This is a genomic window from Rhodanobacter sp. OR92 (assembly GCF_000427545.1).
GTDB lineage: Bacteria > Pseudomonadota > Gammaproteobacteria > Xanthomonadales > Rhodanobacteraceae > Rhodanobacter > Rhodanobacter denitrificans.
Genome location: NZ_ATYF01000001.1, coordinates 41634 through 62501, shown reverse-complemented (window position 1 = coordinate 62501; position 20868 = coordinate 41634). Strand labels below are relative to the sequence as shown.

Below are 20868 nucleotides of genomic sequence, written 5' to 3'. Positions count from 1 at the left end.
TGTCACAGCGCCAGCCGGCTCTCGAAATGCCGCCGCTCGCCGGACAGCGGATCGACGAAGGTCAGGCTGCGCGCCAGCAGCTTCAAGGGTTGCGCATGGTCGTCGGCGGACTTGTCAGCCAACGCCGGATACAACGTGTCGCCCACGATCGGCGCGCCCAGCGCGGCCATGTGTACGCGCAGCTGATGCTTGCGGCCGCTGACCGGGAACAGTGCATAGCGCCACGCATCCTCGCCGCGCCCGATCGGCTCGATCCGCGTCTCGCTGTTCGGCTCGCCGTCGACCTCGCGCATGCGGAAGAACGGTTCCCCGGCCACGATGCGCGAACGCCTCGACAGCGGGAACGCCAGCGATGGCAACGGCGGCGCCAGCGCCTCGTAGCGCTTGTCGATCCGCCGCTCGCGGAACAGCGCCTGGTACGCCGCGCGGCTGGCCGGGTTCGCCGAGAACAGCACCAGCCCGGCGGTGGCGCGGTCGATCCGGTGCAGCGGCACCAGGTCGGAATTGCCCAGCCGGTGCATCAGCCGGCGCAGCAGGGTCTGCTCGACGAAGCCGCCGGCCGGGGTCACCGGCAGGAAATGCGGCTTGTCCGCCACCACCAGATGCGCGTCCGCATGCAGCACGGCTTCGACGAACGGGATCGGCCGCTCGTCCGCCACCTCGCGGTAATAGTGGATGCACATGCCCGGGCGATACGGCGTCTGCGGCGTGATCGCGATGCCCTGCCCGTCCAGCACGCGCCCACGCGCGATGCGGTCCAGCCATTGCGCGCGATCGATCGCGCCGAATAGCGCGCACAGCCCGTCGAGCACGGTGACCCAGGCACCCGGCGGCAGGTGCACGGTGCTGGCACGGGGATCGCGGCTGAAGGATGGCGTCGAGGGGTCCATGCTGATCGCCAGTGTAAGGCGTCCGGTGAGCCCTCCTTCGGTCGGGGCAGCGGCGCGGCACGTGCGCGTAGAATGGTCGGCTGTTGTCTCAAGGCACCCCCATGGCACTCAACTCCACCATCTACAAGGTCGAACTGCAGGTCAGCGACATGGACCGGCATTACTACGCCACCCACGCGCTGACCCTGGCGCGGCACCCGTCCGAGACCGAGGAACGGCTGATGGTGCGCCTGCTCGCGTTCGCGCTGCATGCCGACGAGCGGCTCGAGTTCGGCAAGGGCATCAGCGACGAGGACGAACCGGCGCTATGGCGCAAGGCGTACACCGACGAGATCGAGCTGTGGATCGAAGTCGGCCAGCCCGACGAGACGCGCATCCGCAAGGCCTGCGGCCGCTCGCGCCAGGTGGTGGTGATCAGCTACGGCGGCAACGCCGCGGAGATCTGGTGGAACAAGAACGCCAGCGCACTGGCCCGCAACAAGAACCTCACCGTGCTCGACATCCCCGCCGCCACCGTGGCCGAACTGGTCGCCCTGCTGCAGCGTGGCATGCGTCTGCAGGCGCTGATCCAGGACGGCCAGCTGCAGCTGATGAACGAGACCGACGCGGTCGCCGTCGATCCGCTGCGGCGCATGGCGCCCACCGAAACAGTGAACTGAATGATCATGCCGGCGAACGCCGCGGACAGATCGCTGCGCCGCGTCGTGGGCATCGTGGCGCTGCTCAATCTGGGCTACTTCGGCGTCGAGTTCGCGGTGGCGCTGGCGATCGGCTCGGTCTCGCTGTTCGCGGACAGCGTCGATTTCCTGGAAGATGCCTCGGTCAACCTGCTCATCCTGATCGCGCTCGGCTGGAGCCTGAAAGCGCGGGCGCGTGTGGGCATGGGGCTGGCCGCCATCCTGCTGGTGCCCGCGCTCGCCACACTATGGGCGTTGTGGAGCAAGTTCCAACTGCCTGCCCCGCCGGCGCCGCTGCCGCTGACGGCCACCGGCCTTGGCGCGATGCTGGTCAACTTCAGCTGCGCGATGCTGCTCGTGCGGTTCCGCCACCATAGCGGCAGCCTGACCCGCGCCGCCTTCCTGTCGGCGCGCAACGACGTACTCGCGAACATCGCCATCATCATCGCCGGGGCAGCCACCGCGATGACGCATGCCGCGTGGCCCGACATGGTCGTCGGCGCAGGCATCATGCTGATGAACGCCGACGCGGCGCGCGAGATCTGGCAGGCCGCACGCAGCGAGCATCGCGAGGCGACCGGCCCGCACGCGTGAACCTTGCCGGTTCATGGCGCACGACGCCGCGCCCGGTTTGCCCGATAATCGCCGATTCGGCCACATCACTCCACGGAGTCGTCTCATGCGCTGGTTGCTGCCCCTGTTCGCCGTCTTCGCCCTCGCCGCCTGCAGCACGCCTCCGCCGGCGCACGCCAGCGGACAGGTAGACAAGCTCACCGTGATCGACCAGAAGGTCGGCAGCGGTGCCGAGGCGAAGGCCGGCATGGACGTGCTGGTGCACTACACCGGCTGGCTCTATGACGAGAACGCGAAGGACAAGCACGGCGCCAAGTTCGACAGCTCGTACGACCACGGTGCGCCGTTCAACTTCACGCTGGGCGCCGGCCGCGTGATCGACGGCTGGGATCAGGGCGTGGCCGGCATGAAAGTCGGCGGCAAGCGCACCTTGCTGATCCCCGCCGCGCTCGGCTACGGCGCCCGCGGCGCCGGCGCCGACATTCCGCCGAACGCCTCACTGGTATTCGACGTGGAACTGGTCGACGTCAGCACGCCCTGATTTTCTGCAGGGAGGGCGGGCACTGCCCACCCTACGAAGAGCCGAGGCTGTCGGCGCTCAGTCGCCCCGCGCCGCCGCCTCGCGCCCCTGCTGGCGGATGATCGCTTCTTCGCGCGCATCGATGATCGACTGCATCACGCTGTCCACGTCGGCGATGCTTTCGTCGAACTCGAAATGGCCGGTGAGCTCGCTGTCCGGGTGCAGTTCGCCCAGCTCGTACAGCGCCCACATCTCCTCGCCGTAGTGGGTGTCCAGCAGTTCCGGCGCGAAGCGCGACAGGCTGATCGTGATGTTGCCCACGTCACGGCGCAGCATCATGCGCGCATTGTTGTTGCCCGAAGCGCTGACCGCCTGCGGCAGGTCGATGATCACCGGGCCGTGCGGCCCCACCAGTACGTTGTATTCGGACAGGTCGCCGTGGATCAGCCCCACGCACAGCATGCGCGCCACCTGCTGCATCAGGAAACGGTGATAGTCGCGGGCGGTGTCGGCCGACAGCTCCACCTCGCCCAGTCGCGGCGCCGAATGGCCGTCCATATCGGTGACCAGCTCCATCACCAGCACGCCGTTGAAGTAGCCGTAGGGTTTCGGCACCCGCACGCCGGCGGCGGTGAGCTGGTACAGCGCGTCGACCTCGGCATTCTTCCAGGCAGCCTCGGCCTCCTTGCGGCCGAACTTGGTGGCCTTGCCCATCGCGCGCGCCTGCCGGCTGCCACGCACCTTGCGGCCTTCCTGGTACTGCACGCGCGCCTGGAAGCTGCGTTGCGCCATGTCCTTGTAGACCTTGGCGCAGCGGACGTCCTCGCCCGAACGCACGATGTAGACGGACGCTTCCTTGCCGCTCTTCAGCGGCCGCAGCACCTGATCGATCACGCCTTCGTCGATCAGGTCCTGCAGGCCCTTGGGGGTTTTCATGCGTGGGGGAGCTTCAAGGTTTCGTGGAATAACGCCCATTATGGCCGATCGGCGGCCTCGCCCGGGCTTTCGCGGCCACCACGCTCAGTTCGCGGCCGACAGCCGGTCGCGCACCGCCGCGGCGATCTCGAATGATTGCCGCCGCGCGGCGTGCTCGAACACGTTGGCGGTGAGCAGCAATTCGTCCGGCCGGTGCCGCGCGACGAACGCCTCGATGCCATCCTTCACCGTATCGGCAGCGCCGACCACGGCGCAGGCCAGCGCCCGCTCCACCATCAGCTTCTCCGGTGGCGTCCAGTACGACTCGATGTCGTCGATCGGCGGCGGGATCAGCCCGGGCCGGCCGCGGCGCAGATTGATGAAACTCTGCTGCTGGGTGGTGAACAGGCGCCGCGCCTCGGCATCGCTGGCGGCGGCGACCACGTTCAGGCCGAGCATCGCGTACGGTTGCTGCAACCGTGCCGACGGGCGGAAATCGCGCCGGTACAGCGCCAGCGCCTCGTCCATCGCGTCCGGTGCGAAGTGCGAGGCGAACGCGTACGGCAGGCCGAGCCGCGCGGCCAGCTGCGCGCCGAACAGGCTGGAGCCAAGCAGCCACACCGGCACCTCGATGCCGGCGCCGGGCACGGCGCGCACCGGCTGGCCGGGCTGGGCCGGCTCGAAGTAGCCGAGCAGTTCCAGCACGTCGTGCGGGAACGCGTCGGCGCTGTCAAAGTAGCGGCGCAACGCCTTCGCGGTCGGCTGGTCGGTGCCAGGCGCGCGGCCCAGGCCGAGGTCGATCCGCCCCGGATACAGCGAGGCCAGCGTGCCGAACGCCTCGGCCACCTGCAGCGGCGCGTGGTTCGGCAGCATGATGCCGCCGGCGCCGACGCGGATGGTCGAGGTGCCGCCCGCCACGTGACCGATCAGCACCGCCGTCGCCGCGCTGGCGATGCCGGGCATGTTGTGATGCTCGGCCAGCCAGTAGCGCCGGTAGCCCAGCCGCTCGGCGAGCTGGGCCAGGTCGAGCGTATTGCGGAACGCCTGGCTCGCATCACTGCCTTCGATGACCGGCGCCAGGTCGAGGATGGAAAACGGGATCATGTCGGGCTCTCGCCAAGTGGATCGCCACGATGTGGGGGCTGCCGCGCGGATTGCCACCGGCGCCTGCGCCTACAATGACCCAACTCCTTCCCGCGGCATCCCGATGACCGAACCCGTCCGCCTCGCCAAACGCGTCGTCGCGCTGACCCAGTGCTCGCGGCGCGAGGCCGAGCAATACATCGAGGGCGGCTGGGTGCGGGTGGACGGCGTCGTGGTGGAGGAACCGCAGTTCATGGTCGGCGCGCAGCACGTCGAACTTGACCCGCAGGCCAAGCTGGCACCCGCCGAACCGGCCACCCTGGTGCTGCACAAGCCCGCCGGCTACGACGCCGGCAACGGCCCGAACCCGGCCAGCGCGCTGGTCACCCCGCAGACGCGCTGGGCGGAAGACGCGTCAGGCGTGCGTCCGCTGAAACGCCACCTGCACCGGCTCGCCACGCCGTTGACGCTGCCGACCCAGGCCAGCGGCCTGCTGATCTTCACCCAGGACTGGCGCGTCACCCGCAAGCTCACCGAGGACATCGAGCGGATCGAACAGGAGTTCGTGGTCGAGGTCGGCGGTGCATTGATCCCGAACGGACTGGCCCTGCTCAACCACGGCCTGCGCTTCAACAACTACGCGATGCCGCCGATCAAGGTCAGCTGGCAGAGCGAGCAGCGCCTGCGCTTCGCGTTCAAGGTCTTGCAGCCGAGCCAGATCGAACCGATGTGCCACGCGGTCGGCCTGCAGGTGCTGGCGATGAAATGCCTGCGTGTGGGCCGCATCCCGCTGGCGAAACTGCCGCCGGGGCAATGGCGCTATCTGGCACCGCACGAACGCATCTGAACGCACGTCCCGCCGGGTTGCCCCATCATCGTCGGAACCGCTTAGACTTGCCCGCGTAACCGGTGTCGACATCGGCCAACCACAGCGCGGAGAACAGCATGAGCAAGGGCATGGATTCGAAGAAGAGCGAGAAGAAAAAGCCGGCCAAGACCATGAAGGAAAAGAAGGCCGCCAAGCAGGAAAAGAAGAAGAACAAGTAGGCCCGGACCGGTCGCCGCGCCCTCCCGGCTAAACTTTCCTCGCCGGGCGCCGATAGCCCGGGACGGGTTGCCCGGGAGTCGGCACGCGGGGACGAGGAACATGGGGAACATGTGGCGGCGCATTTTTCGCAGCCGACAGCCCGCGGCACGCGCAAGCCGCCCGCAGCCAGCCACCGCGCCATTCGCGCGGGCAGCCCCGGCCACGCCGGCGGCCCGCCCGGCGGCGCCGCTGGCGGACATCCGGGATCGCTTCCACCGCTTCGTGCTCGGCCTTGCTGACAGCCGCGCCAGCGAAGCCGATGCGGCCGAACTCGCCACGCTCAAGCAGTTGGAACTGCTCGGCTCCCGCTTCGACATGCATAGCCTGCCGCGCCTGCCGACGGTGTTGCCGCAGCTGTTGCGCGCGCTGAAGAACGACAACGCCGGCGGCGGCGAATTGGCCCGGCTGATCAGCCGCGATCCGCTGATGGTCGGCGAGGTCATGCGTGTCACCGGCAGCGTGCATTACCGTGCGGCGCAGCCGATCACCAGCCTGCAGCAGGCGGTGGTGCTGCTGGGCCAGGACGGGCTGCGGCGGGTACTCACCCAGCACGTGATGAAACCCATCCTGCAAGCCCACGCCGGCGCGTTCGGCCATGCCGCCGGCGAACGTCTGTGGCATCACGCCGAACGTTGCGCCCACGCCTGTGCCTGGCTCGGCCGCAACCACCGCTGCGATGCGTTCGAGGCCTACCTGGCGGGCATCGTCTGCCACGCCGGCGACGGCGCCGTGATACGCCTGCTGGACCGGATCGGTCCGACCGCCGACGCCGAGCCACCATCGCGCGGCTTCCTCGCCGGTTGCGACGCCCTCGCCGCGCGGCTCTCGCTGCAGGTCGCGCAACACTGGGAGCTGCCGCTGCGCGTGGTCGACGCGCTGGCGGAACGGCAGGCGGCGCCGAGGTCGGCGGCTTCGCCGCTGGGCAACGCACTGGCAGTGGCCGACCTGCTGGCGATGGCCCAGTTGCTGGCCGAACACGAGCTACTCGCCGACGACCCGGACCTCAGCCAGGGCTGGCCCGAGGTCTTTGCGCCGAACCTGGTGGCACGCTGCCGGCAGGACCTGCAGCGCCATTTCCCGGACGCCTGAGCGATCCGCGGCCCGCCGCCACGATCACTCGCCGCGACGCAGCAGGGTCAACCCGATCAGCCGCGACACCACCAGCGCGATGTACATCACTCCGGCGAACATCTCCAGGCTGGCCGCCGCGCGGGCGTGCACGGTGATCGGGATGACGTCGCCGATGCCGGTGCTGGAAAGCAGCGCGAAGCTGAGGAACAGCAGCTCGGTCCAGCTACGCGGTGCCTGCGGGTTCACCGCGGCGGCGAAGCAGCCTGGCTGCAGCGTCTGGCACAGCACGAACACATAGGTGAACGCCCACACCAGCAGGGTGAAGGTGGCGCCGGCGGCAAACAGCTCGTCGGTGGTGGCGCGGCGATCGCCCAGCATGTAGGCGATCAGGCAGCCGGCCGCATAGAAATAGAACACGGCTTCCAGCGCTGCCCACCACGGCCGCAGCGGCGGCATGTCCAGGGTCAGGTCGAGCACGTTGAGCAGCACCGCCGGCAGCGCGATGCCGGCGCTGATCCAGGCGCGCCCGCGCGTGCGCCGCACCATCGAGATCGCCAGCCCCAGCACCAGCACGCCGAACGCGCCGAACAACGCCCGCGCCGGACGGGTGTGCTCGATGAACGGGTACAGCAGCAGGCCGCTCAGCTGTACCAGCAGCAGGATCGCCGACGGGTGCCGGATGATCCGCACCAGCCAGCGCAAGCGGGTGAAGCGGGGCATCCCGCCGGCGGATGCCCCCGCGTCGATGTCGCTCATGGCTCGCTCCTTGCACCCGTCGGCACGTGACCGCTGCAGTGTAGACCGCGAAGCCGTTGCGGCGGGAGGCACTGACGCGCCTCCCGCCACCGGTTTCACTGCGCGGTGACGCTGACGTCGTCGAGCACGAACGAGGTCTGCAGGCTGGCGTCTTCCACGCCGTAGAAATTGACCTGCACGGTCTGCCCCTTGTACGCGTCCAGGCTGATCGTGTGGCCCTGCTAGCCGCTGGCGGCGTCCGTATTGGAGAAGCTGGCCAGGGTGACGTACTTGCCGCTGGAGTCGATCACCTGCACCTGCAGCTTGTCGTAGGCCGTGCTGCCGGACTCGGCGGTGTCGACGTGCAGTTGGAAGCCCAGCGTGGCATGGGACGCGCCGGCCGGGATGCTGATCGACTGGCGCACGTAGTCGCTATGCGCGCTGCCGTAGCCGTCCAGCCATGCCTTCCAGCTGCCGGCGTGGGCAGGCTCGCTGCTGTCGCTGGTGATCACGCCGCTGGTCTGCGTCCAGTTGGCCGTGCCGCTCTCGAAGCCGCCGTTGAGGATCAGCTGCACCGGCGCGCTGGCGTTGGAGACGCTGAATGCGACCGCGCTGCTGCTGCCGACGTTGCCGGCCGCGTCGTAGGCCTTGGCGACCAGGCTGTGGCTGCCGTCGGCCAGCGTGGTCGAATCCAGCGCGAGGCTGTACGGCGCGCTGGCGTCGCTGCCCTTGAGCGCGCCATCGACGTAGAACTCCACGCGGGTCACGCCGATGTCGTCGCTGGCCGTGGCAGCAAGCGTGATGCTGCCGCTGCTGCCGCTCTCGCTAGGCGACCGGTGATGGCAACGGTATGACCAAAGTTCTTAGAAGCCGCCGCGCGGGCGCCGGCGCGGGACTGCCGGTCAGTGCCGCTCCAACTGCATCGGCTGGGTCACCAGGCCGCTCTGGTTTACCGTCGGCAGCCCGCTGTCCACGAAGCCGAAGCGCCGGTACACCGGCACGGCCATGGCTGAGGCATTCAGGGTGAAGCGCCGCGTGCCGGCGCGCCGCACCGCATCACGCATCGCCCGCCGCCACAGCTGGCGCGCGATGCCGCGCCCGTGCATGCGGGTGCTGACGAAGAACTGGAACAGATGGCAGTCGTCGCGCATCGCCGCCACGCCGGCCAGGCGTCCGTCCTCCTGCCATGCTAGGTGGAAACGCTGACCGGCCAGGATCTTCTTGCGGATCACCCGTGCGCTCATGCCGTAAAGCAGGGCCGCCGCCGCGCTGGCCGGCTGCTCCGGCAGGATCCAGCGTCGCGTCACCCGGCGTGCCAGCCGGCCGATCGCGAGCGCATCGTCCGGGCTGGCGAGGCGGTAGTGGATGGCCGTGGCGTGGCGGGGAGACACGCTTCAGGGATGGCCGGCGCGCCACGCTGCCAGGGCTGTCTGGTAACGCTCGAGCGCCTCTTCGTAGGCGTCGTAAACACAGCGTACGCAGCCCTCGCCGCAGCAATCGGCGGCGTCCGGCTCGCTTGGCGGCTGCGGCGGCGGATCGGCTGGATCGGGGCTTGGCGGGGCGGGCGGTACGGGATTCACGGCACTCCGGGCACCATCGTGTTCCGGGCGGCAACCCCGCCTGGAGCACGATGGTGCCGCCGATCGCCGCCGCGACTCAAGCGGCGGCGGCGCGGCGGATCACTTCGCCGGCTTGCGGAAGCGGTAGATGAACTGGTCGGTATGGCCGCGTATCGACTTGTCGAACACCTTGATGTCGAGCGGATCGGCCGGGTTGTGCAGCGCGTCGCTTTCGCCGTCGAAGACGAAGCCGGCGGCTTCCACTTCCCGCTTCACCACGGCCGGGTCGATGCGGTGCAGGGTGTCGGTGTCGGCGAGACCGGAGCCGGCCGGGGCCACGTGGTCGATCACCACGAACAGGCCGCCCGGCTTGAGCGCATCGTAGACCTGCTTGTCGAAGCCGGCCATGTCCACCGGGCCCATGAACGGGTCGTGATAGTCGTGGTAGTTCTGCGCGGTGAACACCAGGTCCACCGGCTCCGGCGCGCTCAGCAGCGCCGCCGGCTGCTGCAACAGGGTGACGTTGGCGTAGTGCGGCGTGGCGGCCAGCTTCTGCCATTGCGCAAGGCTCTTGCTGGCGTACTTCGCCATCTCGCCCGGCCACACCGTGTAGACGTGCCCCTGCGGGCCGACGACGGCGCTGAACACGCGCGTCCAGTAGCCGCTGCCCGGCACCAGCTCCAGCACCTTCTGGCCCGGTTTCACTTCGGCGAAGGCCATCACCTGGGCCACCTTGCGGCGTGCGTCCTCGGCGCGGTCGGTCTGGCGGGCGGGATCGGCGAGCGCTTTCTGCACCGCGGTGGAAACCGCCGCCTGGTGGGGTTTCGCCGTCTGGGCCAGGGCTACGACGGGAAGGCTGGCGGCAAGCAACACGGCAAGGATGGCGGGACGCATGGTCGTACTCCTTCAGTGAGCCAAGGGTTTCCCGATTGTGCGCCCGATTCGCGCCGATGACCCCGTGCCGCTTGGCACGGGGCACCGCGGCGGTTCATGCTGCATGCTCGACCCGTGGCCACGCCCCGGGCCCGCCCGTTGCACGCACATCCGGCACGCGGCAGCCTGCGCGTGTCCCGAGACCGCCAGACGACCTCCCGAACACCGTATCCGGAGAACCCGATGCCAAGGCGCCCCTTCCTCCCCGCACTCGGCTTGGCGATGGGGCTGTGCCTCTCCGGCCAGCCGGGCCATGCGCAGTCGGCCTCGCAATGGCAGGCGGCACAGGTTGCCGCCGCGCAGAGGTCCGAGCAGATCATGCAGGAAGCGAACAAGCACAAGAGCCTGCTGGCCCAGTACCGGGTAATGCGCTATCCGTACGCCACCAACCCGGACCCAGCGTTCCACATCATCTTCGGCCAGTACCTGAGCTGGTACCAGACGTTCGTCGGCAATTACCCGGATGCCGCGGTCAGCTTTTCGATCAAGCAGCCGGCGCTGCCGGACGACCGCCCCTCGCCGCTCGGCAACCCCGACTACCGCGCCCGCCCCGCGCTGGACGCGATTCCCGAGCTGGCCAGGAACTACCGTGCGGTGTTCCTCAATGAAGCGCACAACATCCCGCTCACCCGCACGCTGACCGTGCAGTTGCTGGGCAAGCTGCGTGCGGAGGGTTTCAACTATTTTGCCGCCGAGACGCTCTATCAGACCGATACCGGGCTGCAGGCGCGCGGTTATCCGGTCGCCAACAGCGGCTTCTATACCGAGGAGCCGATCTACGCCGAGACGGTGCGCACCGCGCTGAAGCTCGGCTTCAAGGTGGTCGCCTACGAGGCGCTCTCCGCGGCCACCGGCGACGCCCGCGAAGCCGAGCAGGCGCGCAACCTCTACCGCGAGGTGTTCAAGAACGACCCGCAGGCGCGACTGGTGGTCAACGCCGGCTACGCGCACATCCAGGAATCGGGCGTCTACCTGGGCGGCTCCTCGATGGCCGAGCACCTGCACAAGCTCAGCGGCATCGACCCGCTCACGGTGGAGCAGACCATGCTGTACCCCCACCCGTCGGCCAGCGACGACCACCCCGACTACGCCCCGGTGATGCAGCAGCTGCGGCCCAGCGCGCCGATCGTGTTCGTGAACAAGCAGGGGCAGCCGTGGTCGCTGCGCCCAGGCTACGACGTCAGCGTGTTCTTCCCGCCCGAGCGAATCAAACGCGGCCGCCCCACCTGGCTGGACCTCGGCGGCAGCCGCAAGCCTTACCTGGTCAGCGGCGAACGCTGCAACCATGTCTACCCCTGCATGGTCGAAGCGCGCTACGCCGGCGAAGGCAGCGACGCGATACCCGCCGACCGCCTGGTGCTCGACCCGCTGCCGTTGAACCCCACCACCAGCGACCGCATCAGCAACGGGCTGATCGAACCCCACAGCCTGCTCTACCTGCGTCCCGGCAAGTACCGGCTGACCTACACCGATGCGGACGCCCACCAGCTGTTCGCCAACGACGTCACCATCCGCGACGGCGACGCGGCCCCGTCATCCGGCCTCGTCGACCCGCCGCCGGCGGAATCCACCACCACCCAGGGGGAATGACCCTATGACCCGATCCGCGATACGGCCTCTGCTGAGCCTGGGCTGCCTGCTGGCGACTTTCGCCGCAGCTGCCGCCAACGCCCCCGGCCACGCCGATGAGGGCACCCTGTTCGGTTTCAGCACCAGCGCAGCGACGGCCCAACAGGATCTCGAGCGGCGCTTCGACGCCCAGCTCGATCCCGCCGAACTGCGCAGCTGGCTCAAGCAGATGGCGTCGCAGCCCAATCAGGTCGGCTCGCCGCACGACCGGGCGAATGCCGAATTCATGCTGGCGAAGTTCCGCGAATGGGGCTGGGATGCGCACATCGAGACCTTCAGCGTGCTCTACCCCACGCCGAAGAAGGTGGCGCTGGAGCTGCTGGGGCCCAAACCCTATGTTGCGGCACTGCATGAGCCGGCCATCGAAGGCGACGCCACCTCCAGTCTCGCCGGCGTGCTGCCGCCCTACAACGTCTACGGCGCCGACGGCGACGTCAGCGCGCCGCTGGTCTACGCCAACTACGGCATGCCCGACGACTACCAGGAACTGGCCCGGCGCGGCATCGACGTGCGCGGCAAGATCGTGCTCACCCGCTACGGCGGCGGCTGGCGCGGACTGAAACCGAAGCTCGCGCAGCAGCATGGCGCGATCGGCTGCCTGATCTACTCCGACCCGCACGACGACGGCTACGCCAAAGGCGACGCCTACCCGCAGGGCGGCTGGCGTCCGGCGCAGGGCGTGCAGCGCGGCTCGGTGGCCGACATGCAGGTCTATCCCGGCGATCCACTGACCCCCGGCACGGGCTCCACGCCAGGCGCCAAGCGGCTGGCGCTGAAAGACGCCAGCACGATCCTGAAGATCCCGGTACTGCCGATCTCCTACGCCGACGCCACCCCGCTGCTGCAGGCGCTGAGCGGTCCGCTGGCGCCGGCCGGCTGGCGCGGCGCCCTGCCGCTGACCTACCACGTCGGCCCGAGTACGGCGAACGTGCACCTGACCGTGCAGTCGGACTGGAAGCAGCAGCCGGTCTACGACGTGATCGCCACGATCAAGGGCTCGACCGAGCCGGATCAATGGATCGTGCGCGGCAACCACCATGACGGCTGGGTATTCGGCGCCTGGGACCCGCTGGCCGGCAACATCGCCATGATGGCCGAGGCCAAGGCCATCGGTGGCCTGCTCAAGCAGGGCTGGCGGCCACAGCGCACCCTGGTCTACGCCAGTTGGGACGGGGAGGAACCGGGCCTGATCGGTTCCACCGAATGGGCCGAGACGCACGCCGCCGAACTCCAGCGCAAGGCCGTGCTGTACGTCAATTCCGACACCAACGGCCGCGGCTTCCTTGGCGCCGGCGGCAGCCACTCGTTGCAGCACCTGGTCAACCAGGTGACCGCCGGCGTGGCCGATCCGGAAACCCACGTCAGCGTGCGCGAACGCCTGCGCGCGCACATGCGGGTGGCCGGCAGCGACAAGGACGCCAAGCCGGAGGCCAAGGCCATCGCCACACTGGCGGCGGCCGGCGGCGACCTGCCGATCGCGGCGCTCGGCTCGGGCTCCGACTACAGCGCGTTCCTGGAACACCTCGGCATCGCCTCGCTGGACCTCGGCTTCGGCGGCGAAGACGACAACGGCGGCATCTACCACTCGCGCTACGACTCGTTCGACCATTACCTGCGCTTCGGCGATCCGACGTTCGAGTACGGCGTGGCACTGGCCAAGGTCGCTGGCCACGTCGTGCTGCGCAGCGCCGACGCCAATGTGCTGCCGCTGCGCTTCGGCGACTTCAGCGACACACTCGGCCGCTATGTCGGGGAGCTGCACAAGCTGGTGGACGATACCCGCAAGGCCACCACCCAGCAGCACCAGTTGCTGGACAGCCAGGCATTCGCGCTCGACGCCGATCCGACCCGGTCGGTCGCTCCGCCGGCGCGCGACTCCGACATGCCGGCGATCGAGCTCGCCCCGCTCGACCGGGCGGCGAAACAGCTCGCGCAAAGCGCCAAGGCCTACCAGGCCGCCTATGACCAGCGTGCCGCCACCGGCTTCGACCTGACCGCCGCACAGCGCCAGCAACTGGATCGCCTGATCGGCAACATGGAGCAGCGTCTCACCGACCCGTCCGGCCTGCCCGGCCGTGCCTGGTTCAAGCACATGATCTACGCCCCCGGCATGCTCACCGGCTACGAGGTGAAAACCGTACCCGGCGTGCGCGAGGCGCTGGAGTCGCGTCGATGGGACGAAGCGAACCGCTATGCCGCGGACACCGCCAAGGTACTGGATCGCTACCGCGCGCAACTCGACCGGCTGACCGCCTTGTTGAAGGGGTAACCGCCGGCGGCCGCGCCATGCGTCGAGGGTGGCCTGTTCCGGGCCACCCCCGCCGGATTGCCCCCGCTGCTCCGGGTCGCTATAACTGCTGCCGGGGAACGGGGCGGCACGCAAGCGGCAGCCCGACGATCACGACAGGGGAATCCAATGATGAAGGTGCGACGCTGGTTCGTTGCGGTCTTGCTCTTGCCGCTTGCCGCCGCGCTGCATGCGCAGCCGGTCTCGTTCGCCGAACTGGCGCGGCACGCCCAGTACGAGACGGTCAAGATCTCCCCGGACGGGGAATACCTGGCGGCCACCGCCGTGGTGAAGGAACAGACCGTGCTGGCGTTGATCCACCTGTCCGACATGAAGGGCAAGCTGGTTCGCCCGCGCGAGGACGACGACGTCACCGACTTCTGGTGGGCGTCGCCGACGCGGGTGCTGTACTCGGTCGGCACGCGCGTCGGCGGCTACGCGGCGCCGCTGGCGACCGGCGAACTGTTCGCGGTCAACGCCGACGGCAACGGCGTCGGCATGCTGTACGGCTTCCGCCGACCCGGCATGAGCACCGGCTCGCACATCCAGCGCGCCACCGCGGAATACGGCAGCGCCCAGTTCATCAGCGCGATCGCGGACGACCCCCGCCACGTGCTGGTGGCGATCAACTCGTGGGAGGGCGACGGCCACGAGCTGAGCCTGCCGGCGGTCTACCGCATGGACGTGCGCGACGGCAGCAAGCACCAGCTCATCGTCGCACCCATGCGCGGCACGCAGTTCGTCGCCGACCATCGCGGCCGGGTGCGCTTTGCCTTCGGCTGGGACAACGACGGCAACCTCAAGGTCTACCAGCACCCGGTCGACGGCGACGGCTGGCAGCTGCTGGCCGCGGAAAGCAAGAACCGCTCGATCCCGATCGCGTTCAACCGCGACGACACGGCGGCCTACTTCACCTGCCCCGCCCAGGGCGCTTTCGGCATCTGCCGGTGGGACCCGGCGAGCCAGGCGCAGACGGTGGTGTGGAGCAACCCCACCGTGGAGCCGAACTACCTGCTGCGGGGCCTGGCCGAGGACAGCGTCCTCGGCGTGGGCTTCATGGACGGACGTACCGGCACCGCGCTGTTCGACGGCCAGTCGACCGACGCCCAGACGCTGCTCGCCCTGATGAAGCAATTCCCCGGCGAGAGCGTGCGCTTCGTCTCCGGCAGCCGCGACGGCAGCCGCAGCGTGGTGCAGGTGGAGGCCGACGTCGACCCGGGAACCTTCCTGCTGTACGACGCGAAAACGCACAAGCTGACGCCCCTGCTCGCGCGCATGTCGTGGATCAACCCGGAGCGGATGGCCGCCAAGGAACCCTTCGACTTCGCCGCGCGCGACGGCATGAAGCTGCACGGCTACCTGAGCCTGCCGCCCGGCCACGAAAGCGCGAAACACCTGCCGATGGTGGTGCTGGTCCACGGCGGGCCGTTCGGCATACGCGACCGCTGGGAATACGACACCCTGGTGCAATCGCTGGCCACCCGCGGCTACGCCGTGCTGCAGGTGAACTATCGCGGCTCCGGCGGTTATGGCTACGACTACGAGCATGCCGGCTGGCGCCAGTGGGGCGGCACGATGCAGGACGACGTCACCGACGCCACCCGCTGGGCCATCGCGCAAGGCATCGCCGACCCGCAGCGCATCTGCATCTACGGCGCCAGCTACGGCGGCTACGCCGCACTCGAGGGCGTCGTGAAGGAACCGGACCTGTACAAGTGCGCGATCGGCTACGTGGGCGTCTACGACCTGCCGCTGATGTACCGCCGCGGCGACATCCCGCAGTCCAGCTATGGCGAGGGCTACCTCAAGCGGCAACTGGGCGACGACCTGGCCGCGCTGGCCCGGCACTCGCCGATCAACCAGCTTGATGCCCTGAAGGCCCATGTGATGCTGGTGGTCGGCGGCAGGGACAAGCGCGTACCGCCGGTCCAGGGACTGGACCTGCACGAGGCGTTGACGAAACGGCAGGTGGCGCACGAATGGCTGTACCGGGCCGACGAGATGCACGGGTTCTACGACGAGGCGCACACTGCCGAGCTGTACGCGAAGGTGGCGCAGTTCCTCGGCACCAACATCGGCCCGGGCGTGACCGTGACGGGCACCGCCGACGCTGGCCACACTGCAGCCGTGCACTGAGCCGCAACCCGAGCGGCCCGTGCCCGCCCGGTTCCGGCGCGGGCACGTCGGCGGGAATCGTCCAGGCGGCGGCACATCGCCGCGGCGTGCCGCGGTCGCGCGGTCGATGCCGCGGCGATCCCTACCCAACTGATGGGCTACACGCAATCGCCGCCGTTCTGGCAGAGTGCGGCGATCGGCTGCCTCGCATCTCCAGGGGAAAACTCACCATGCACCCGTCCATCCGGCTCTCGCTTGCCTTCCTGCTGGCGTCAGGCACCCTTGGTGCGTTTGCGGCGGACGCGCCCGGCGGTGCAAAACCGTACGCCCGCAGCCCGGCCCAGCCGGTCGACCAGGCGTATACGGCGCAGATCCTCAAGTTCACCACCGACCCCTCGTTCAACTCGCCGCTGACCGACTACCTGCCCGCCTCCGCCAGCGTGCCCACGCCGGACAAGGTGCTCGGCCACATCGCCGGTGCGCCGGACTACCTGCCCCACGTGGCCGACGTCCACCGCTACTTCCGCGCCCTGGCCGCGGCCAGCCCGCGGGTGAAGGTGTTCTCGATCGGCAAGAGCGAGGAAGGCCGCGAGATGATCGCAGTGGCGATCGCCGACGAAAGCCTGCTGGCCGACCTCGACGCGAACAAGGCACGCCTGGCCAGGCTGGCCGACCCGCGCCGCATCGGCATGGACGACGCCGTCGCCGACCAGTTGGTCGCGCAATCCACGCCTATCTACTACATCACCGGCTCGATCCACTCCACCGAGACCGGCTCGCCCACCGCGCTGATGGAACTGGCCTACCGCCTGGCGGTGGACGAGGCGCCGTACATCCAGCGCATCCGCTCGCACGTGGTCACCCTGATCACGCCGGTGGTCGAGGTGGATGGCCGCGACCGCATGGTCGACCTGTACAACTGGCACCTGGCGCACCCCGGCCAGGACTACCCGCGGCTGCTGTACTGGGGCCACTACGTGGCGCACGACAACAACCGCGACGCGATGGGCATGTCGCTGAACCTCACCCGCCACGTGGCCGACACCTTTGTCGGCTGGCACGCGCAGGTGCTGCACGACCTGCACGAATCGGTGCCGTTCCTGTACGACAACACCGTGGGCGACGGCCCGTACAACGCGTGGATCGATCCCATCCTCGCCGGCGAGTGGCAGCAGTTGGGCTGGGACAACGTGCAGCAGATGACCCGGCTCGGCATGCCCGGTGTGTTCGCCCACGGCGACTTCGACACCTGGAGCCCCGGCTACCTGATGTTCATCGCCGCCATGCACAACGGCATCAGCCGCCTGTACGAGACCTACGGCAACGCCGGCGCCGACACCGTGCAGCGCATCCTCGACCCGGGGGAATACCAGCGCACCTGGTACCGGCCGAACCCGCCGCTGCCGACCGTCCAGTGGTCGCAGCGCAACAACAACAATTACCAGCAGACCGGCCTGCTCACCGCGCTGGACTACTTCGCCGGCAACGGCCAGCAGTTCCTGAAGAACTTCTACCTGAAGGCCAAGCGCTCGATCGAGAAGCCGCAGCTGGCCGGTCCGGCCGCCTACGTGTTCCCGGCCGACGACAAGCGCTCCGGCTCGCGCGCCCAGCTGCTGCGCATCCTGCAGCTGCAACATGCGGAGATCAGCCGCACCAGCGCGCCGGTCACGGTGACCCTGCCGAAACCGGGCGACGACAAGAAAACCGAAACGCGCACGTTCCCCGCCGGCAGCTACGTGGTGCGCATGGACCAGCCGTATTCGCGCATCGCCGACACCCTGCTCGACCGCCAGTACTGGTCGCCGAAGGACCCGCAGCAGCACCCCTACGACGACACCGGCTGGTCGATGGGCGACCTGTTCGACGTGCAGGTGGTGCGCGTCACCGACAGCGCGATCCTCAAGGCGCCGATGCGCCTGCTCGACGCGCCGGTCGCCGTGCCGCAGGGCCTGGCCGCAGTCGACATGCCGCAGGCGAAACTGCCGCGCATCGCGCTGATGCACACCTGGCTGAGTACCCAGACCGAAGGCTGGTGGCGCATGGCGCTGGACAAGCTCGGGGTGCCGTACGACTACATCAGCACCCAGGACGTGGCCAAGGCCGGCGACCTGCGCGCGAAGTACGACGTGATCCTGTTCGGTCCCGTCGGCGACGCCAGCACGCAGCAGATCGTCGACGGCCTGCCGATGTGGGGCAAGCCGCTGCCGTGGAAAACCACTGCGCTGACGCCGAACCTGGGCCGCATCGACGCCACCGACGACGTCCGGCCCGGTCTCGGCGAGAGCGGCGTTGCCAAGCTCAAGCGCTTCGTGCAGGCCGGCGGCCTGCTGATCACCGCCGAGGACACGGCGAAATTCGCCATCGACGTGGGCCTGGCACCGGGCGCGTTCGTCACCAAGACCGACAAGCTGAAAGTGGTCGGCAGCGTGCTGCAGGCGAAATTCGCCGACCGCGGCAGCCCGATCGCCGCCGGCTACGGCCGCGACGACCTGGCGCTGTACAGCGCGGCCGGGCAGTCGTTTACCGTGTCCAACCTGGTCACCGGTGACAAGGGACTGCCGACCGCGAAGGATTTCCAGCGCCCGACCGGACGCGGCGGCCCGCACGACACGGACATGCCCGAAGGCCGCGCCTCGCTCACCCCGGCCGCGCTGCCCGACGTCAAGCCTTGGCAGCCGCTGCCGCTGAACGCCGAGCAGATGCGCAACAACCCGTGGGTGATCCCCGCCGATCAGCGCCCGCGGGTGATCCTGCGCTACGCCGACGCGAAGAACCTGTTGATCTCCGGCCTGCTCGACGGCGGCGACGAGATGGCCGAGCGCGCCGCCGTGGTCGACGCCCGCTACGGCAAGGGCCACGTGCTGCTGTTCGCCAGCAACCCGATCTGGCGCGGCGAGACCATCGGCAGCTACCCGCTGGTGCTCAACGCCATCGTGAACTTCAACAGGCTGGACACGCCGCCGGCGAAACCCTGAAGCCGGCGACGGACCCACCGGTCACTTCGACGGTGGCGCGGCCGGCTTCATCATGGCGTCGCGCGCGGCCTTGAACGGATTGCCGGCATACCACTGCGGCCACACGCCCGCATGGCTGAGGTATTGCCCCAATTCGTACAGTGCCTGGGTGTCCTGGAGGATGCCTTCCAGGTTCCAGTGCGGATCGAACACGTCGTTCGTCGTGTGATAGCGGTGCGCCGTATAGTCGTCGGCCGCCTTCTGGCCGGCGGCCCTGCCGCCATCGAGCAGGTCGAGGCCCGAGCTGGCCAGCATCGCCGGCACGCCGGCCCTGGCGAAGTTGAAATGATCGGAGCGGAAGTAGAAGCCGTTCTCCGGGGTAACCTCCGGCGAGATCACCCGACCCTGCTTGCGCAGCACGCCGGCGAGCATGTCCTCCAGCTCGGACTGGCCCTTGCCGATCACCGTCATGTCGCGCGCAGGGCCGATGACCGGCAACGCGTCGACGGCGATGTCGGCCACCGTGCGGTTCAGCGGAAACACCGGCTTCGCCGCGTAGTACTGCGAACCGAGCAGGCCCGATTCTTCCAGCGTCGGCATGAAGAACAGCACGCTGCGCTCGGGCGGCTGCGCCTGGTGTGCGAACGCGCCGGCGATCTGCAGCAGCATGCTCAGGCCGGTGCCGTTGTCGATCGCGCCGGCATAGACCTGATGGCCCTGGCGGGTCGGGTCGCTGCCCAGGTGATCCCAGTGCGCGGTGTAGACCACCACCTCGTCGGGCTTGTGGCTGCCCTCGACCATCGCCACCACGTTCTTCGATTCGATGTGGCCGATCTTGTTGTGCAGGGCGATCGAGGCCGTCGCCTGCAACGGCACCGGCTCGAAGCCCGGCTTCGCCGCGGCCCGTTCGAGTTCGGCGAAATCGAAGCCGGCGGCGGCGAACAGCCGGGTAGCCGCATCGCGCGTCAGCCAGCCGGCCACCGGCAGCCGCGGCGACGGATCGACGCTGGCCGGCAGGCTCAGCTGCGGCCCGACCGCGCCGTTCTGCAGCACGCTCCACGGATAGCCGGCCGCGGCGTCGCTGGTGTGCACGATGAAGCACGCCGCGGCGCCCTGCAGCGCGGCCTGCGCGTACTTGTACGGCCAGCGGCCGTACCAGGTCATCGCGCGGCCGTTGAACAGCTTCGGATCGCGGCTGGCGAAGCCGGGATCGTTGACCAGCACGATCACCGTCTTGCCCTTCACGTCGACATTCCGGTAGTCGTTCCAGTGCCAGGCCGGCGCATCCGCGCCGTAACCGAGGAACACCACCGGCGAGTCCTTCAGCGCGACCTCAGGTTTCGCCTGCAGGGTCTGCGCCACCATGTCGGTGCGGTAGGCCAGCTTCAGCGGCTCGCCTCGGGCAGTGACGTCCAGGGTGACGTCGGTATTCAGCAGCAAGGTGGAATCGGCCGGCACGGTCTGGTACCAGGAGCCGTGGTTGCCCGGCCGCAGGCCCATCCGCTTGAACTCGGCCACCAGGAAATCGGTGGTGCGCTGCGCACCGAGCGTGCCGGGTTTGCGCCCGCCGAACGCATCGGAGCTGAGCGTGCGGTCGAAGCGCGCGAAATCGGTGGCGTTGATCGACGGCGACCGCGCCATGTCCGCGTCGCCCGCTGCCGCCTGCAGCGGCAACATGGCCAGGCCCAGCGCCGCCAGCAGGACGAAACTCCTCACACGCATCGAAACACTCCCGGCAATGGCATCGGCGTCCTTTGTAGCGCGCGCCTGCGCGGCTGTCCACGCGAGCGGCCGCGCCCGCGATCGCCGGCGGTGGCTAACGTGCAGATGCCATTGCAGC

At 69.1% G+C, this 20868-nt stretch carries 18 protein-coding genes; 9 read left to right on the top strand and 9 right to left on the bottom strand.

Going from position 1 to position 20868, the window contains the following annotated elements:
- Positions 1-2: 2 nt before the first annotated feature.
- The gene (locus RHOOR92_RS0100325; RefSeq protein ID WP_007509150.1) at positions 3-890 is read right to left on the bottom strand and encodes an RluA family pseudouridine synthase; all 888 of its coding nucleotides are present in this window, start codon (positions 888-890) and stop codon (positions 3-5) included.
- Positions 891-991: 101 nt separating this feature from the next.
- Here RHOOR92_RS0100325 and RHOOR92_RS0100320 point away from each other — a divergent pair, with 101 nt between their 5' ends.
- The 3 genes from RHOOR92_RS0100320 (at position 992) to RHOOR92_RS0100310 (ending at position 2681) form a co-directional block, all read left to right on the top strand.
- Positions 992-1549, top strand: coding sequence for a YaeQ family protein (locus RHOOR92_RS0100320; RefSeq protein ID WP_007509152.1), 558 nt, complete (start codon positions 992-994; stop codon positions 1547-1549).
- A 6-nt stretch (positions 1550-1555) separates the two neighbouring features.
- On the top strand, positions 1556-2161 hold the full coding sequence (locus RHOOR92_RS0100315; RefSeq protein WP_027489271.1) for a cation transporter: 606 nt from the start codon (positions 1556-1558) through the stop codon (positions 2159-2161).
- A gap of 85 nt (positions 2162-2246) precedes the next feature.
- Positions 2247-2681: an FKBP-type peptidyl-prolyl cis-trans isomerase gene (locus tag RHOOR92_RS0100310; RefSeq protein WP_007509156.1), complete on the top strand. Its 435-nt coding sequence runs from the start codon at positions 2247-2249 to the stop codon at positions 2679-2681.
- Positions 2682-2738: 57 nt separating this feature from the next.
- Here the strand turns inward: RHOOR92_RS0100310 and RHOOR92_RS0100305 are convergent, their stop codons facing one another.
- The gene (locus RHOOR92_RS0100305; protein ID WP_007509158.1) at positions 2739-3596 is read right to left on the bottom strand and encodes a PA4780 family RIO1-like protein kinase; all 858 of its coding nucleotides are present in this window, start codon (positions 3594-3596) and stop codon (positions 2739-2741) included.
- A gap of 84 nt (positions 3597-3680) precedes the next feature.
- Positions 3681-4679, bottom strand: a complete 999-nt coding sequence (locus RHOOR92_RS0100300; RefSeq protein WP_027489270.1) for an LLM class flavin-dependent oxidoreductase — start codon at positions 4677-4679, stop codon at positions 3681-3683.
- Between the two features lie 103 nt (positions 4680-4782).
- On the opposite strand from RHOOR92_RS0100300, the gene RHOOR92_RS0100295 reads away from it, so the two are divergent.
- Together RHOOR92_RS0100295 and RHOOR92_RS0100285 are read left to right on the top strand one after the other, a co-directional pair.
- Complete coding sequence (locus RHOOR92_RS0100295) at positions 4783-5505, top strand: rRNA pseudouridine synthase (RefSeq protein WP_015448098.1); 723 nt, start codon at positions 4783-4785, stop codon at positions 5503-5505.
- Between the two features lie 309 nt (positions 5506-5814).
- A complete protein-coding gene (locus RHOOR92_RS0100285; RefSeq protein WP_231378270.1) occupies positions 5815-6834 on the top strand; it encodes an HDOD domain-containing protein in 1020 nt (339 codons plus the stop codon).
- 24 nt (positions 6835-6858) lie between these two features.
- On the opposite strand, the gene RHOOR92_RS0100280 is transcribed toward RHOOR92_RS0100285, so the two are convergent.
- The 5 genes from RHOOR92_RS0100280 to RHOOR92_RS0100260 form a co-directional block, all read right to left on the bottom strand.
- Positions 6859-7572 carry an ion channel gene (locus RHOOR92_RS0100280; RefSeq protein WP_007509168.1) on the bottom strand — a complete coding sequence of 238 codons (714 nt, stop codon included), beginning with the start codon at positions 7570-7572 and terminating at the stop codon, positions 6859-6861.
- Positions 7573-7793: 221 nt separating this feature from the next.
- A complete protein-coding gene (locus tag RHOOR92_RS18210) occupies positions 7794-8318 on the bottom strand; it encodes an Ig-like domain-containing protein (RefSeq protein WP_007509171.1) in 525 nt (174 codons plus the stop codon).
- 135 nt (positions 8319-8453) lie between these two features.
- Positions 8454-8942, bottom strand: a complete 489-nt coding sequence (locus RHOOR92_RS0100265; RefSeq protein ID WP_007509173.1) for a GNAT family N-acetyltransferase — start codon at positions 8940-8942, stop codon at positions 8454-8456.
- A 3-nt stretch (positions 8943-8945) separates the two neighbouring features.
- Entirely contained in the window at positions 8946-9131 is a 186-nt protein-coding gene (locus RHOOR92_RS19070; RefSeq protein WP_007509176.1) for an oxidoreductase-like domain-containing protein, read from the bottom strand.
- A 99-nt stretch (positions 9132-9230) separates the two neighbouring features.
- Entirely contained in the window at positions 9231-10004 is a 774-nt protein-coding gene (locus RHOOR92_RS0100260; protein ID WP_007509179.1) for a class I SAM-dependent methyltransferase, read from the bottom strand.
- A gap of 222 nt (positions 10005-10226) precedes the next feature.
- Between RHOOR92_RS0100260 and RHOOR92_RS0100255 the strand changes: the two genes are divergently transcribed.
- From RHOOR92_RS0100255 to RHOOR92_RS0100240, 4 genes are all read left to right on the top strand, one after another.
- Positions 10227-11633: a hypothetical protein gene (locus RHOOR92_RS0100255; RefSeq protein WP_015448103.1), complete on the top strand. Its 1407-nt coding sequence runs from the start codon at positions 10227-10229 to the stop codon at positions 11631-11633.
- Between the two features lie 4 nt (positions 11634-11637).
- On the top strand, positions 11638-13941 hold the full coding sequence (locus tag RHOOR92_RS0100250) for a transferrin receptor-like dimerization domain-containing protein (protein WP_007509183.1): 2304 nt from the start codon (positions 11638-11640) through the stop codon (positions 13939-13941).
- Positions 13942-14088: 147 nt separating this feature from the next.
- Positions 14089-16095 (top strand): alpha/beta fold hydrolase, encoded by a 2007-nt coding sequence (locus RHOOR92_RS0100245; RefSeq protein WP_007509186.1) that lies wholly within the window; start codon positions 14089-14091, stop codon positions 16093-16095.
- A 209-nt stretch (positions 16096-16304) separates the two neighbouring features.
- Positions 16305-19049: a M14 family zinc carboxypeptidase gene (locus RHOOR92_RS0100240; RefSeq protein ID WP_027489268.1), complete on the top strand. Its 2745-nt coding sequence runs from the start codon at positions 16305-16307 to the stop codon at positions 19047-19049.
- 21 nt (positions 19050-19070) lie between these two features.
- Here the strand turns inward: RHOOR92_RS0100240 and RHOOR92_RS0100235 are convergent, their stop codons facing one another.
- The gene (locus RHOOR92_RS0100235; protein ID WP_027489267.1) at positions 19071-20750 is read right to left on the bottom strand and encodes a M28 family metallopeptidase; all 1680 of its coding nucleotides are present in this window, start codon (positions 20748-20750) and stop codon (positions 19071-19073) included.
- Positions 20751-20868: the final 118 nt, after the last annotated feature.

Bases quoted from the DNA above. Each gene is read 5' to 3' on its own strand.
- RHOOR92_RS0100325 (WP_007509150.1), bottom strand. From the start codon at position 890: ATGGACCCCTCGACGCCATCCTTCAGCCGCGATCCCCGTGCCAGCACC.
- RHOOR92_RS0100320 (WP_007509152.1), top strand. From the start codon at position 992: ATGGCACTCAACTCCACCATCTACAAGGTCGAACTGCAGGTCAGCGAC.
- RHOOR92_RS0100315 (WP_027489271.1), top strand. From the start codon at position 1,556: ATGCCGGCGAACGCCGCGGACAGATCGCTGCGCCGCGTCGTGGGCATC.
- RHOOR92_RS0100310 (WP_007509156.1), top strand. From the start codon at position 2,247: ATGCGCTGGTTGCTGCCCCTGTTCGCCGTCTTCGCCCTCGCCGCCTGC.
- RHOOR92_RS0100305 (WP_007509158.1), bottom strand. From the start codon at position 3,596: ATGAAAACCCCCAAGGGCCTGCAGGACCTGATCGACGAAGGCGTGATC.
- RHOOR92_RS0100300 (WP_027489270.1), bottom strand. From the start codon at position 4,679: ATGATCCCGTTTTCCATCCTCGACCTGGCGCCGGTCATCGAAGGCAGT.
- RHOOR92_RS0100295 (WP_015448098.1), top strand. From the start codon at position 4,783: ATGACCGAACCCGTCCGCCTCGCCAAACGCGTCGTCGCGCTGACCCAG.
- RHOOR92_RS0100285 (WP_231378270.1), top strand. From the start codon at position 5,815: ATGTGGCGGCGCATTTTTCGCAGCCGACAGCCCGCGGCACGCGCAAGC.
- RHOOR92_RS0100280 (WP_007509168.1), bottom strand. From the start codon at position 7,572: ATGAGCGACATCGACGCGGGGGCATCCGCCGGCGGGATGCCCCGCTTC.
- RHOOR92_RS0100260 (WP_007509179.1), bottom strand. From the start codon at position 10,004: ATGCGTCCCGCCATCCTTGCCGTGTTGCTTGCCGCCAGCCTTCCCGTC.
- RHOOR92_RS0100255 (WP_015448103.1), top strand. From the start codon at position 10,227: ATGCCAAGGCGCCCCTTCCTCCCCGCACTCGGCTTGGCGATGGGGCTG.
- RHOOR92_RS0100250 (WP_007509183.1), top strand. From the start codon at position 11,638: ATGACCCGATCCGCGATACGGCCTCTGCTGAGCCTGGGCTGCCTGCTG.
- RHOOR92_RS0100245 (WP_007509186.1), top strand. From the start codon at position 14,089: ATGATGAAGGTGCGACGCTGGTTCGTTGCGGTCTTGCTCTTGCCGCTT.
- RHOOR92_RS0100240 (WP_027489268.1), top strand. From the start codon at position 16,305: ATGCACCCGTCCATCCGGCTCTCGCTTGCCTTCCTGCTGGCGTCAGGC.
- RHOOR92_RS0100235 (WP_027489267.1), bottom strand. From the start codon at position 20,750: ATGCGTGTGAGGAGTTTCGTCCTGCTGGCGGCGCTGGGCCTGGCCATG.